Origin of the sequence: Glycomyces sp. L485, from assembly GCF_022548875.1 — a bacterium.
Classification (GTDB): Bacteria; Actinomycetota; Actinomycetes; order Mycobacteriales; family Micromonosporaceae; genus Glycomyces.
On record NZ_JAKZEW010000013.1, the window covers coordinates 74,954 to 87,257 of the forward strand.

Consider the following 12,304-nt stretch of genomic DNA (forward strand, 5'->3'; position numbering starts at 1 on the left):
AAGCGCCTGACCGCCCACCAGGCGCTCGGCAGGAGCAGCGCGGCGGCGACGAGCTTGATGAAGTCGCCGATGAGGTACGGCGTCATGCCCCACGCGACCGCCTGAGCGGCGTCGACGCCGTAGGACCAGGCGAGGTACGGCACGCCGAAGGCGTAGATGACGATGTTGCCCACGGCCATGAGCCCGACCGTCTTGAGCACGGTCCGGTCGGCTCCGCGCCCGGCCAGCCAGCCGACCGCGATGCCCGCGGCGAGGAAGCCGACGATGTAGCCGAGGGTCGGGATGGCGTGGCCGGAAGCGCCATCGGTGAACCAGGGGACTCCGGCCATGCCGGCGACGAGGTAGACCAGGAGCGTCAGCCCCGCGCGAAGCGGCCCGTAAGAGGCGCCGAGGAGCAGCACGGTGAACGTCGTCAGGACGAACGGGACCGGACTGATCTGCGGGATCGTGATCGCGACCTGAGCCGAGGCACCCACGGCTGCGGCTCCGCCGAGGACGAGGACGGCGTCACGGGCGACCGCGGCGGCACGCGAGGTGCCGGGCAGCAGATCGGCCAGGACTCGGGGCGCGGGGAGCGCGGCTGCTGGGGCGGTCATTGCGGATTCCTCCAACATCATCTGTAGGTTTCGTCAAACGAGAGGCTGTTTCGAAGCCTAACCCACAGTTGTTTCGGACCGATGACGCCCCAGCAGCGCAGCTACTTGCGCTTCTCGGCCTCTTCGAGCACCTGCGGGAGCACCTCGAACAGGTCGCCCACGACGCCGAAGTCGGCCATGGAGAAGATCGGGGCATCGGCGTCCTTGTTGACCGCGACGATGAGCTTGGAGGTCTGCATTCCGGCCCGGTGCTGGATCGCGCCGGAGATGCCGGCGGCGACGTACAGCTGCGGGCTGACGGTGGTGCCGGTCTGCCCGACCTGGAACTTGTGCGGGTAGTACCCGGCGTCGGTCGCGGCGCGGGAGGCGCCGACGGCGCCGCCGAGGACGTCGGCGACGCGCTCGATGAGCGCGAAGTCGTCGGCGGAACCGACGCCGCGGCCGCCGGAGACGACCACGTCGGCTTCGGCCAGGCCCGGGCGGTCGCCCGCGGGCTCGACGACGCTCTCGGCGATCCGGACGCGCCTGTCGGACTCGGCCACCTCGGCTTCGACGTCCTCCACGACCGGCTCACTCGGCGCGGCCTCGGCTTCGGTCGCCCCTGCCTTGACCGTGGCGAGCGTGAAGCCCTTGGTGATCTTCGAAGTCGTGATCGTTGCGCCGGCGAAGATGTCCTGCTCGGCGACGCCTTCGGCGTCGAGTCCGGTCACATCGGTCAGCAGCCCGTTGTCGAGGTCGACGGCGAGCCGGGCGGCGAGCGCCTTGCCCTCGTCGGTGCTCGGCAGCAGGAACGCGGCCGGTTCGGTCTTGCGGGCCACGTCGGCGAGGACCGTCGCTTTGGGATCGACGAAGTAGTCGTCGGCGCCCTCGGCGCTGACACGGTAGACCTTGGCGGCGCCGTACTCGCTCGCGAGGGCCGCGGATTGGGCGTCGAAGGCGATCGCCGAGACGTCGCCGAGGGAGCGTCCGAGCGTGAGGACCTCGGCGGCGTGCTTGCCGGTTTCGGGTACGTAGACGAGGATGTCAGCCATGGCGGTCTCCTAGATGAACTTCTCGGCGGCGAGGAACGCGGCGAGCTTGCGGCCGCCTTCGCCCTCATCGGTGACGATCTGGCCGGCGCTGCGCTCGGGCCGGTCGGCGGCGGTGAGGACCTCGGTGGTGGCGGCGCCGGCGCCGACTTCACTCGGGTCGATGCCGAGGTCGGCGACGGTCAACGTCTCGACCTTCTTGCGCTTGGCGGCCATGATGCCCTTGAGCGACGGGTAGCGCGGCGTGTTGATGGTGTCCCACACGGAGACGATCGCGGGCAGGGACGCGGTGAGGACGTCGTAGCCGTTCTCACGCTGGTGCTCCACTGTGATCGCATCACCGTCGAGCTCGATCTTGCGTGCGCCGGTGGCGGCCGCGGCGCCGGTGCGGGCGGCGAGCATGTGGGCCATGACGCCCATGCCGGAGTCGGTGGACTCGGCGCCGGCGATGACGAGGTCCCATTCGAGGCGGCCGAGCGCGGCGGCCAGGATCTTGGAGGTGGCCAGGGCATCGGAGCCGGCCACGGCTTCGTCGCTGACGTGGACGGCCTTGTCGGCCCCCATGGCGAGGGTCTTGCGGACGGTCTCGGTCGCCTGGTCGGGCCCGAGCGTGAGAACGGTGACCTCGCCGCCGTGAGCCTCCTTGAGCTGGAGGGCGGCTTCGACGGCGTACTCGTCGAGCTCCCCCATGACGTTGTTGGCGCCGTTGCGGTCGACCCGCAATTCGGCGTCCAGCTGTCTTGCGAGTCCCGAGTCGGGGACTTGCTTGACCAGAACCACGATGTTCATAGACAACCTCCGCAGGGTCAGTACGTACGGACCAGTGACTATATCCTAATGAAGTTACCAGCGAGTAACTACCCGAGCCGTTGTTGGACCCGGCGAGCCGGACAAGGCATGATTGGAGAATGATCCGGGTTGCGGTCCTCCTGTTCCTCGTCCACCTGGCACTGCTCATCGCCGCAGTGGCGGATTGCCTCGGCGGTGAGAAGTCGCCCCGGCGGCTCACACGCGGCTGGTGGGTGCTCATCATCGTGCTCCTGCCGATCGCGGGCTCGCTGCTGTGGTTCCTCTTGGGGCGCGCCAGACCGGAGGGCGGCATGCCTGGTCCCGGACGGCCGAGCGGCGGCGCCGGCGGCGGCCCGAGGCGGCCGCGCGGCCCGGTCGCTCCGGACGACGATCCCGACTTCCTGCGGGACCTCGACCGCCAGCTCCGCGACGACGAGCGACGAGAAGACTGACCGCGGCACCGTCGAAGGGCCGGGCGCCAGCCCGGCCCTGTTCCGTGTCCGGGGCGCGCCGCCTGGTCAGGCGGACCGCTCTCGACGAGGGCGCGCCGTCCGGCGCGGGGTGGCCTTCGTCCTCGGCACCAGCGTGGGGTTCACGTTGCGTCGCACCACGTCGGCGGTGATGCACACCTTCGCCACCTCGTCGGCGCGCGACGGGATCTCGAACATCACCGGCTGCAGGACTTCTTCGAGGATCGCACGCAGCCCGCGTGCGCCGGTGCCGCGCAGCAGCGCCGACTCCACGATCGGCTCCAACGCGTCGTCGGCGAACTCCAGCTCCACGCCGTCGAGCTCCAGCAGCCGCTGGTACTGCTTCACGAGCGCGTTCTTCGGTTCGGTCAGGATCCGAAGCAGCGACGGCTTGTCCAGATGGTTCACAGTGGTCAGCACCGGCAGGCGTCCGACCATCTCCGGGATGAGACCGTATTTCAGCAGGTCGTCAGGCATGACCTGCGAAACGATCGCGTCGTCCGCGTCGTCCTCCGCCGAGCGCAACGGCGCGGTGAAGCCGACGGTGCGCTTCCCGATACGGTTCTCGATGATCTCCTCGATCCCGGCGAACGCGCCGCCGCAGACGAAGAGGATGTTCGAGGTGTCGATCTGGATGTGCTCCTGGTGCGGATGCTTGCGCCCGCCCTGCGGCGGCACCGACGCCACCGTGCCCTCCAGGATCTTCAGCAATGCCTGCTGCACACCCTCACCGGAGACGTCACGGGTGATCGAGGGGTTGTCGGCCTTCCTGCCTGCCTTGTCGATCTCGTCGATGTAGACGATGCCGGTCTCTGCGCGTTTGACGTCGAAGTCGGCGGCCTGGATGAGCTTGAGGAGGATGTTCTCGACGTCCTCGCCGACATAGCCGGCCTCGGTCAGGGCCGTGGCGTCGGCGATCGCGAACGGCACGTCCAGCATGCGCGCGAGCGTCTGCGCCAAGTGCGTCTTGCCGGAGCCGGTGGGGCCGACCAGGAGGATGTTCGACTTCTGCAGCTCGACGTGGTCGACACCGGGTTTGGAGGAGCCCAGCTCGCCGAGCTGGACACGCTTGTAGTGGTTGTAGACCGCGACGGCGAGGGAGCGCTTGGCGTCGCCCTGGCCGATGACCCACTGGTCGAGGAACTCGACGATCTCCTTGGGCTTGGGAAGGTCCTCCCAGGCGACCTCGGCTTCCTCGGCGAACTCCTCTTCGATGATCTCGTTGCACAGATCGATGCACTCGTCGCAGATGTAGACGTTGTTCGGCCCCGCGATCAGCTTCCGGACCTGCCGCTGCGACTTCGAGCAGAAGGAGCACTTCAAGATCTCACTGTCTCCCAGGCGTGGCGCCATCGCAGTCGCTCCTAAGGTGCTCGGTTGATTCTGGACGAACCGGTGTCTCAATCCATTATTTCGCATTTGCGGCCGGATCGCTAGTGACGATCCGGTACCTGAGCGGACGTGGCAAGCGTTCCGCCAGTGCCAGCGCCACGGTACCTCGAGTGGGCGACAAAGGGAAGGGGATCGTCCAGACACGAGGCTCCGTCGCGCGGTGGTGCAGGGCGCGGCGAACCGACGGCTCCGCTGGCGTGCCGTCGGCCCGCCGCGCCCTCTCTCATATGCGGTTGGAGCTAAGCCGCGGCCTCGGCGGGCAGCGCGTTCTTCTTGCGGTATGCCAGCACGTTGTCGACCAGGCCGTAGGCCACGGCCTCCTCGGCGGTGAAGATCTTGTCGCGCTCGATGTCCTTGCGGACCCGAGCGAGGTCCTGGCCGGTGTGACGGGCGAGGACCTTCTCCAGCTGGTCGCGCATGCGCATGATCTCGCGCGCCTGGATCTCCATGTCGGAAGCCTGCCCGAAGGTGCCCTCGGTGGCGGGCTGATGGATGATCACGCGCGAGTTCGGCAGCGCGGTGCGCTTGCCGGGCGTGCCGGCTGCGAGGAGCACGGCGGCGGCCGAGGCGGCCTGGCCCATGCACACGGTCTGGATGTCCGGGCGCACGTACTGCATCGTGTCGTAGATGGCCATGAGCGCCGTGAGCGAGCCGCCGGGCGAGTTGATGTACATGATGATGTCGCGCTCGGGGTCGTTGCCTTCGAGGACGATCAGCTGGCTCATGATGTCGTTGGCGGAGGTGTCGTCGACCGGGGAGCCCAGGAAGATGATCCTGTCCTCGAACATCTTGTTGTACGGGTTCATCTCCTTGACCCCGTACGACGTCTTCTCGGTGAACGACGGGACGATGTAGCGGGCCTGCTGCTGGTAGGCCGGGCCGGAGTGGGCGTTGAATTCCATGTCTTTTATCCCCTCGTTCCTACTGGGCGTCAGCCGGGACGTCGGTCACTCGCTGGACCACATGGTCGATGAAGCCGTAGTCCTTCGCCTCGGAGGCGGTGAACCAGCGGTCGCGGTCGGAGTCGGTCTCGATCTCCTCGATGGTGCGCCCGGTGTGGTGGCCGACGCGCTCCTGGAACATCTGCTTGGTGTAGAGCATCTGCTCGGCCAGGATCGCAACGTCCGACGCGGTGCCGCCGATGCCGCCCGAAGGCTGGTGCATCATGATGCGCGCGTGGGGAAGTGCGTAGCGCTTGCCCGAGGTGCCGGCGCACAGGAGCAGCTGGCCCATGGAGGCGGCCATGCCCATGGCGACGGTGGCGACGTCGTTCTTGATGTACTGCATGGTGTCGTAGATCGCCATGCCGTCGTACACCGAGCCGCCGGGCGAGTTGATGTAGAGCTTGATGTCCCGCTCCGGATCCTCGGCTTCGAGCAGGATGAGCTGCGCGCACAGCCGATTGGCGATCTCGGAGTTCACCTCGGAGCCGAGGAAGATCACCCGCTCCTGGAGCAGGCGGTCGAACACCATGTCGTCCAGGCCGGGGGAGCTCGCGGAGCCGCCTCGGCGGGCGGCCGGAAGGAAGACGTTCCTCTCCAGCTCCGAGGAGAATGGAATCGAATGCTCCATGACTTGCACCTTCATTCTGTCTCGGCGATATGCAGTCGGCTTTGCGATTACCTCCCAGACCTTAACCCGTCGGGCCGACGTTCGGACGCGCCTGGGCTCCGTGTTCGCTTCCAGCGGAGCCCGGGAGTGCGGACCGGGCCCCATCGTCCGGCGTACCCGGGACCGCCGCTCGCACTCGGTGTGCGACAGCACGAAACCCGGCCGGCGGGGCCGGCCGGGTCCGCTCTGGCGTTCGGCTAGTCGGTGACGTGGAGGAGTAGGTCCGGGCTGCCCTGCGGGTCGCCGATCGCCCCCGAGGTGGCCGCGCCGGTCAGGGCCGCGGCAACTTGGCCGGGGGTGGCGTTCGGGTGCGTCGACAGGTAGACGGCGGCGGCACCGGCGACATGCGGCGCGGCCATGGAGGTGCCGCTGAGGCTCTGGGTGAGCCCGAGGAGGTAGGCGGATTCGATGTCGACGCCCGGCGCGAAGAGGTCTACGCACGAGCCCCAGTTGGAGAAGTCGGCGCGGGCGTCGTCGGCGGCGGAGGCGGCGACGGTCAGCGCGGAAGGTTCGGCGGCCGGGGACGAGCTGCAGGCGTCGGCGTCCTCGTTGCCGGCGGCGACGGCGTAGGTGACGCCGGAGGCGATCGAGGCGGCGACGGCGTCGTCGAGGGCCTCGGAGTTCGCGCCGCCGAGGCTCATGTTGGCGACGGCGGGCTGCCGGGCGTTCTCGGTGACCCACTCGACGCCCTCGATGACGCCGGCGGTGGTGCCCGAACCGACGCAGTTGAGGACCTGAACGGGCACGAGCGTGACCTCCTTGGCGACGCCGTAGTCGGTGCCGCCGACGGTCCCGGCGACGTGGGTGCCGTGGCCGTTGCAGTCGTTGCCGTCGCCGATGATCGGCAGGACCGAGCTGAAGCCGGGGGCGAGGCGCCCTGAGAACTCCTCGTGGCCCAGCCAGATGCCGGTGTCGATGATGTAGGCGTGGACGCCCTCGCCGGCGTTCGGGTAGGTGTAGGAGTCGTCGAGCGGCAGTGAGCGCTGGTCGATGCGGTCGAGGCCCCATGAGGGCGGATCGGTCTGAGTGGCGCCGGCCCGGACGGTCTGGTTCTGCTCGACGTAGGCCACGGCCGGGTCGGCGGCCAGGCGCTCGGCCTCGCGCTCGCTCATGGTGGCGAAGGCGGCGTCGACGGAGTCGAAGACCTCGGCGACTGTACCGCCGAAGTCCTCGACGACCGCTTCGGAGGCGTCGTCTTCGAACACGACGATGTACTCCCCGGAGATGGCGGTCGGGAGGGAGGCGCCGAGGATCTCGCCGGACGCGCGCCCTGGATCGGCGCCGGTATCGGCGACCGCCGGTACGGCGGCGAGACCGGTGAGGGCCGCGGCGGTGGCCGCGGTGAGGAGGAGGCGACGGATGGGCCTGAAGGTCGTGCTAGGCATGGGGTTTCACCCTTCTGCAGCATTCTACTATGGCTTCTGTCACACCATATCAAGATATCGATAGGTTTGGTTACCTTACGTAACGTGATGCGAAACGTCCCCATTTAGACCACAATGGAGCACAATGGAGCACAATGTGTCAGGCTCCCCCACTGCACGTCTGCGCTTCCGGCCGTCGTAGTAGACGTCCCCGTCAGTGACCGGCTGGACGCCCGCCAGGGTCATGCGCGCCGTGCTCTTTCCGGCTCCGTCGAGACCCAGCAGGACCTCGAGCCCTCCTCGATGCTCATCGAGACCCCGCGGAGCACCGGCACCGAGCCAGCCGGAGCCCAGGTCCGAGATGCCAAGCAGCCCGCCACCTCCCAGGTACGCGGCGATCACTTCAGGGTGCCGCTGGACGTCCTCAGGTTCGCCCTCGGTGAGGAGCTGCCCGAAATCGAGGACGTAGACGTAGTCGCACACGCCGCGGCGACATTCGGTCACGAGAGGAATTCGAACGCGAAGGTCGATGCGAAGCAGAGCCCGGCTGCTGCCTGGATACCCGTCGGATGAGGACGGGGACTCACATGTGGCACTTCCGTTGCGGTCGTGTGCTACATCGAGAAACTTAAATGCTTATCGTGAATTGCATCTCCACCCGCGAGTGGCAAGAAATTCCGAAAGCGCATGCAAGACGAAAGGGCCCACCGCTTTCGCGGTGGGCCCCAGACGAATCAGACGGGAGCGACTACTCCTCGGTCGACTCCTCGGCTTCGGCTTCGGCCTTGGCGCGGCCCGGGAACAGGGCCTCCTCGGACAGCTCGTTGCCCTTGGCGTCGACGATCGTCGCCTCCTTGACGACCTCCTCCAGCGCGAGCTGCTGGCGCAGGTTCGCGGCGATCTGCTGGAGACCGCCATTGCCGCGGAGCTGGTCGACGAACTGCTGGAACTGCTCCTGCGGGACGCCGCGCTGCTGCGCCTGACGCACCACCTCGGCGGTCATGAGGTCGCCGGAGACCTCCAGCTCCTTCTCGCGGGCGATACGGCCCAGGATGATCGACTGGCGAAGGTTCGACTCGATGTCCTTGCGCAGATCGGCGTCGAACTCCTCGGCGGTCTTTTCGATCGCGGCGAGGTACTCCTCGAAGCTGCCGGCCATCTGCGTGACCTGCTCTTCGAGGTGGTTCCGGCTGTTGTCGATCTCGTCGTTGACGGTCTTCTCCGGCAGCGGCAGATCGACGGCCTCGAGAAGTGCGTCGAGGGTCTTGGAGCGGGCCTCGGAGGCCTTGCCCGAGACGGCCTGCTCCTCCAGGCGCTGGCGAGTGGCGTCGCGCAGCTCCTCAAGGGTGTCGTGCGGGCTCGACATCTCGGCGAACTCGTCGTCTAGCTCGGGCAGCTCGCGCTCCTTGACCTGCTGGACGCGGACCTCGACGTCGGCGGTCTGGCCCTCCTGCTCGCCGGCCAGGGTCGACTGGATGGTCTTCTCGTCTTCGGCGCTCATGCCGATGAGGGCCTCGTCCAGGCCGTCGAGCAGATTGCCCGAGCCGACCTCGTGGCTCATGCCGGTGACCGAACCGCCCTCGACCTCTTCGCCGTTCTGGGTGGCCTTGAGGTCGACGACGACGAAGTCGCCGTCGGCGGCGGGGCGCTCGACGGTCTTGAGCGAGGAGAAGCGCAGGCGCTGCGACTCGAGGTCAGCGTCGATGTCCTCCTCGGAGACGTCGTCGGCCTCGACGGTGACCTTCAGGGTCGAGAAGTCGGGCAGTTCGTAGTCAGGGGTCACATCGGTCTCGACGACGAACTCGAACGGCTTGCCGTCCTCGATCGGCTTGACCTCGGTCAGCTCGGGGCGGCCGAGGGCGTTCACGTCGTTCTCGCTGACGGCCTTGTTCAAGTTGGCCTGAACCGCCGGGTCCATCGCCTGGGCGTAGACCGACTCGCGGCCGACGCGCTGGTCGATGACCGGACGGGGGGCCTTGCCAGGACGGAAACCGGGGACGCGGACCTGCTGCCCGACCGACTTGTACGCCTCATTGATGTACGGCGCCAGCTCCTCGAACGGCACCTCGACCGACAGCCGTACCCTGGTCGGGCTCAGGGTCTCGACAGTGCTCTTCACAGGCGTACTCCTAGATCAAGTTCGCTTAATTGCTATTGCGTCAACACGGGGGCTCGCGGTCTCGAACACGCAGAATCCACCCCCGCTCAGATCGAGTCTAGGTCGTCGCGGGCGCGCCACCCCGGCGGGTGTGGCCGATATCGCCGGAGGTCACCATGAGACGGCAGCGTGGACTGGGGACGGCATGACGCCTAGACTACGCCGAGCTACCGCTATCCAGGAGGACGAATGGCCGCTCCCGCAATCCTGCTGTTCACCAAGACGACCGGCTTCCGGCACGACTCCATCCCCGCCGGGGTGGAGGCTCTCAAGTCCATCGCCGACGACCTGGGCTTCCACGCCGAGCACACCGAGGACGCGAGCGTCTTCAACCCGACCGACCTCACTGCATACACGGCGATGGTGTGGCTGTCTACCTCCGGCGACGTGCTGGACGAGCTGGGCAGGGCCGCACTCGCGGACTACGTGACCGGCGGCGGGGGCTGGTGCGGCATCCACGCCGCCTCGACCGCCGAGCGGAGCTGGCCTTATTTCCGCCAGCTCGTCGGGGCCCGCTTCATCGGCCACCCCCCGGGCTGCACCGAAGGCAAGGTCAAGGTCGACACGGCGCACCCCTCCACGTCCCACCTGCCACAGGAATGGACCTGGAATGACGAGTGGTACAGCTTCGACGAGCGCCCGACCGGCGTCGAAGTGCTGCTCGAAGTCGACGAGGACAGCTACGACACCGCCGACCTGGCGATGGGCGACCCCCACCCCCTCGCCTGGCACCGCCGCCTCGAGGCCGGCCGGTGCTTCTACACCGCTCTGGGTCACGACATCTCCGCATATTCCGACCCCGTGTTCCTGCGCCATATTCGCGGTGGGCTGGAAAGTGTCCTCCCCAAGCAGTGAGAGATGCCACGTTATGCTTTAGGGCCAGACGCACCCGATCCCCGACGAGGTGGTTTCCTTGGCCGACGGCATACGCGTCATCGTGACCGACATCGGCTCCGTTCTGTTCAAGTTCGACCCCGAGCACCGGTTCGAGATCCTCGCCGAGCGAACCGGCCTGCTCCGCGGCGAACTGGAAGAACGCCTCTTCGCCTCCGGCTTCGAGACACGCTGCGAAGCCGGCGAGTTCACCCAGGAGGAAATCCGCGACCAGGTGGGCGACATGATCGGCTTCGACGGGGACACCGACGAGCTGAGCAGGATCTGGACGTCGGCGTTCACACCCGACAAGGACGTCTTCGACGCCCTGACCTCGGCAAACCTCCCGCTGGCGATCTTCTCGAACAACGGGCCGCTGTTCGCCGACTTCTTCGACGAGCGCTTCCCCGAGGCCGCCAAGTGGTTCCGCCACCGATACTTCGCCTGCCGCCTGAAGGCGCGCAAACCGGACCCGGAGGCCTACCGACTTGTCGAGGACCACCTCCGCACCGCCCAGGAGGCGTCCCCGCACCAACTGCTCTTCATCGACGACAACCGCCAGAACACCGCCGCTGCGGCCGAACGGGGCTGGCAAGTCCACACCTTCACCAGCACCGAAGCTCTGAGAAGCGTCCTCGAGCACACCGGCTGACACTCCCCCGGCGGGTTCCTTGCAGGAGAGAATCACCGCACGCTAGACTCGTTCCCGGTCCGCCGCTGGCGGCCCGCGCGGGCGTAGCTTAATGGTAAAGCCTTGGTCTTCCAAACCAATGACGCGAGTTCGATTCTCGTCGCCCGCTCAGCCCCACTAGCTGGGAAAACGCCCCCGGTTCCGATCGCAGGATCGAACCGGGGGCGTTTGGGTAGTCAGGGTAGTCACGCAGGTAGTCGGCGACCATGTGCCACCGGTGGCGACCGTTGGCAAGATTTCGAGGCTGGTTCGAGGTGGAAACCGAACCCGTGTCTATGTGGACAGACACAGACTCCTCCCCGACGACCAGCCGTTCAACGCCTCGTCGGACCCGACCCCACGAACCCTCCATTGGCCTGTAAACCAACGCCCTCGGAGCCAAGCCGCTCTCAAGTCGCCAACTTACCGATGCGCAGGCATGCCGCCCGCTGGTCGATCCCGGCCAGCATCCGGTGGATCGTCGAGTCCCGAGTGATGGACCGTTATGTGCGGGCGATGGTCGCGGGTGACCAACGCGTAGTCCAAGGCGGTCTCGATCAGGTCGGTATCGCAGGTGCGCGCGGTCGACCATCCCACGATCGTGCCGGCGAAGACGTCCTTGATCGCCGCGATCCACGCCCCGCCGTCGCGGGTGGGAATCCAGGAGGCATCGGCCAGCCACAGCCGATCGGGCGCGGTGGCGGTGAAATCGCGTCTGACCAAGTCCTCAGCCTCCACAGCGCGCCGATCGTGCCAGGCGGTACCGGTCCGGGCCCGGCGATAGGCCCCTTGCCAGCCCTGGACGCGCATGAGCCGCTCGACGCGCTTGCGGCCCACGCGCACACCATCGCGACGCAGGCGACCCCAGACGCGGTCGGCGCCGTAGGTGCGATCGGAGTCCTCCCAGATCCGCTGGATATGGGCGGTCAGGGCCCGATCGTCGACCTCCCGCGCGCTCGGATCATGCTCGCGCGCCTGCCAGTGATAGTAGGTCGATCGGCTGATGCCCAACACCCGCAGGATGAGACCGACCTCGTGCGTGGGGCGAAGGGCGCGAACCAGACTCACCACGATCGACGGATCTCGGAGGCGAAAAATGCCGTCGAGGCCTTCAACACCTCGATGACCTTCTCGGCTTCCCGCAGCCGCTTGGCCAGATCGGCGTTCGCCGTGATCAGCTCGGCGCGCGAGGGCTCGCCCTCACCGCCCTCGGGCGCAGGCGCGGCGTTCGTGGCCTTGGCCTTGCGCACCCAGGTACGGACCGACTCGTAGGTGACATTGAGCTTCCTGGCGATGTCGGCGATCGTCATACCCAGGGCTTGATCAAGTTCCGCGCTGGTGTGGAAGGTCTGG

14 protein-coding genes and 1 tRNA gene are annotated in these 12,304 nt (G+C 67.5%); 5 read left to right on the plus strand and 10 right to left on the minus strand.

What is annotated here, in order from left to right:
* The 3 genes from L0U85_RS09155 to L0U85_RS09165 form a co-directional block, all read right to left on the minus strand.
* Positions 1–596: biotin transporter BioY (locus tag L0U85_RS09155; protein ID WP_241377454.1), on the minus strand; the 596-nt coding region annotated here is incomplete at its 3' end.
* Positions 597–697: 101 nt separating this feature from the next.
* Complete coding sequence (locus tag L0U85_RS09160; protein WP_241377455.1) at positions 698–1,627, minus strand: electron transfer flavoprotein subunit alpha/FixB family protein; 930 nt, start codon at positions 1,625–1,627, stop codon at positions 698–700.
* A 9-nt stretch (positions 1,628–1,636) separates the two neighbouring features.
* Positions 1,637–2,413: an electron transfer flavoprotein subunit beta/FixA family protein gene (locus tag L0U85_RS09165; protein WP_241377456.1), complete on the minus strand. Its 777-nt coding sequence runs from the start codon at positions 2,411–2,413 to the stop codon at positions 1,637–1,639.
* Positions 2,414–2,532: 119 nt separating this feature from the next.
* Between L0U85_RS09165 and L0U85_RS09170 the strand changes: the two genes are divergently transcribed.
* Positions 2,533–2,865, plus strand: coding sequence for a PLD nuclease N-terminal domain-containing protein (locus L0U85_RS09170; RefSeq protein WP_241377457.1), 333 nt, complete (start codon positions 2,533–2,535; stop codon positions 2,863–2,865).
* Positions 2,866–2,931: 66 nt separating this feature from the next.
* Here the strand turns inward: L0U85_RS09170 and clpX are convergent, their stop codons facing one another.
* The 4 genes from clpX to L0U85_RS09190 form a co-directional block, all read right to left on the minus strand.
* Positions 2,932–4,236 (minus strand): ATP-dependent Clp protease ATP-binding subunit ClpX, encoded by a 1,305-nt coding sequence (clpX, locus tag L0U85_RS09175; protein ID WP_241377458.1) that lies wholly within the window; start codon positions 4,234–4,236, stop codon positions 2,932–2,934.
* 278 nt (positions 4,237–4,514) lie between these two features.
* Positions 4,515–5,177: an ATP-dependent Clp protease proteolytic subunit gene (locus L0U85_RS09180; protein WP_241377459.1), complete on the minus strand. Its 663-nt coding sequence runs from the start codon at positions 5,175–5,177 to the stop codon at positions 4,515–4,517.
* A gap of 19 nt (positions 5,178–5,196) precedes the next feature.
* Positions 5,197–5,748 carry an ATP-dependent Clp protease proteolytic subunit gene (locus tag L0U85_RS09185; protein ID WP_241377467.1) on the minus strand — a complete coding sequence of 184 codons (552 nt, stop codon included), beginning with the start codon at positions 5,746–5,748 and terminating at the stop codon, positions 5,197–5,199.
* Between the two features lie 335 nt (positions 5,749–6,083).
* On the minus strand, positions 6,084–7,271 hold the full coding sequence (locus L0U85_RS09190) for a S8 family peptidase (protein WP_241377460.1): 1,188 nt from the start codon (positions 7,269–7,271) through the stop codon (positions 6,084–6,086).
* A gap of 282 nt (positions 7,272–7,553) precedes the next feature.
* Here L0U85_RS09190 and L0U85_RS09195 point away from each other — a divergent pair, with 282 nt between their 5' ends.
* A complete protein-coding gene (locus tag L0U85_RS09195) occupies positions 7,554–7,823 on the plus strand; it encodes a hypothetical protein (protein ID WP_241377461.1) in 270 nt (89 codons plus the stop codon).
* Positions 7,824–7,998: 175 nt separating this feature from the next.
* Here L0U85_RS09195 and tig read toward each other — a convergent pair whose 3' ends face one another.
* On the minus strand, positions 7,999–9,369 hold the full coding sequence (gene tig / locus L0U85_RS09200) for a trigger factor (RefSeq protein WP_241377462.1): 1,371 nt from the start codon (positions 9,367–9,369) through the stop codon (positions 7,999–8,001).
* Between the two features lie 228 nt (positions 9,370–9,597).
* On the opposite strand from tig, the gene L0U85_RS09205 reads away from it, so the two are divergent.
* The 3 genes from L0U85_RS09205 to L0U85_RS09215 all read left to right on the plus strand — a co-directional run bounded on the left by L0U85_RS09205 (position 9,598) and on the right by L0U85_RS09215 (position 11,081).
* On the plus strand, positions 9,598–10,263 hold the full coding sequence (locus tag L0U85_RS09205) for a ThuA domain-containing protein (RefSeq protein ID WP_241377463.1): 666 nt from the start codon (positions 9,598–9,600) through the stop codon (positions 10,261–10,263).
* A gap of 58 nt (positions 10,264–10,321) precedes the next feature.
* The gene (locus L0U85_RS09210) at positions 10,322–10,933 is read left to right on the plus strand and encodes an HAD family phosphatase (RefSeq protein ID WP_241377464.1); all 612 of its coding nucleotides are present in this window, start codon (positions 10,322–10,324) and stop codon (positions 10,931–10,933) included.
* Positions 10,934–11,010: 77 nt separating this feature from the next.
* Positions 11,011–11,081, plus strand: a tRNA-Gly gene (locus L0U85_RS09215).
* A gap of 293 nt (positions 11,082–11,374) precedes the next feature.
* Here L0U85_RS09215 and L0U85_RS09220 read toward each other — a convergent pair.
* Both L0U85_RS09220 and L0U85_RS09225 read right to left on the minus strand, forming a co-directional pair.
* Positions 11,375–12,022, minus strand: a complete 648-nt coding sequence (locus tag L0U85_RS09220; protein WP_347177404.1) for an IS3 family transposase — start codon at positions 12,020–12,022, stop codon at positions 11,375–11,377.
* Positions 12,016–12,304: transposase (locus L0U85_RS09225; protein WP_241377465.1), on the minus strand; the 289-nt coding region annotated here is incomplete at its 5' end. The genes L0U85_RS09225 and L0U85_RS09220, both read right to left, overlap by 7 nt.

Coding starts and splice junctions, on each gene's coding strand:
- L0U85_RS09190 (WP_241377460.1), bottom strand. CDS start 7,271: ATGCCTAGCACGACCTTCAGGCCCATCCGTCGCCTCCTCCTCACCGCG.
- L0U85_RS09205 (WP_241377463.1), top strand. CDS start 9,598: ATGGCCGCTCCCGCAATCCTGCTGTTCACCAAGACGACCGGCTTCCGG.
- L0U85_RS09180 (WP_241377459.1), bottom strand. CDS start 5,177: ATGGAATTCAACGCCCACTCCGGCCCGGCCTACCAGCAGCAGGCCCGC.
- L0U85_RS09195 (WP_241377461.1), top strand. CDS start 7,554: ATGCTCATCGAGACCCCGCGGAGCACCGGCACCGAGCCAGCCGGAGCC.
- L0U85_RS09165 (WP_241377456.1), bottom strand. CDS start 2,413: ATGAACATCGTGGTTCTGGTCAAGCAAGTCCCCGACTCGGGACTCGCA.
- L0U85_RS09170 (WP_241377457.1), top strand. CDS start 2,533: ATGATCCGGGTTGCGGTCCTCCTGTTCCTCGTCCACCTGGCACTGCTC.
- L0U85_RS09160 (WP_241377455.1), bottom strand. CDS start 1,627: ATGGCTGACATCCTCGTCTACGTACCCGAAACCGGCAAGCACGCCGCC.
- clpX (WP_241377458.1), bottom strand. CDS start 4,236: ATGGCGCCACGCCTGGGAGACAGTGAGATCTTGAAGTGCTCCTTCTGC.
- L0U85_RS09185 (WP_241377467.1), bottom strand. CDS start 5,748: ATGGTGTTCGACCGCCTGCTCCAGGAGCGGGTGATCTTCCTCGGCTCC.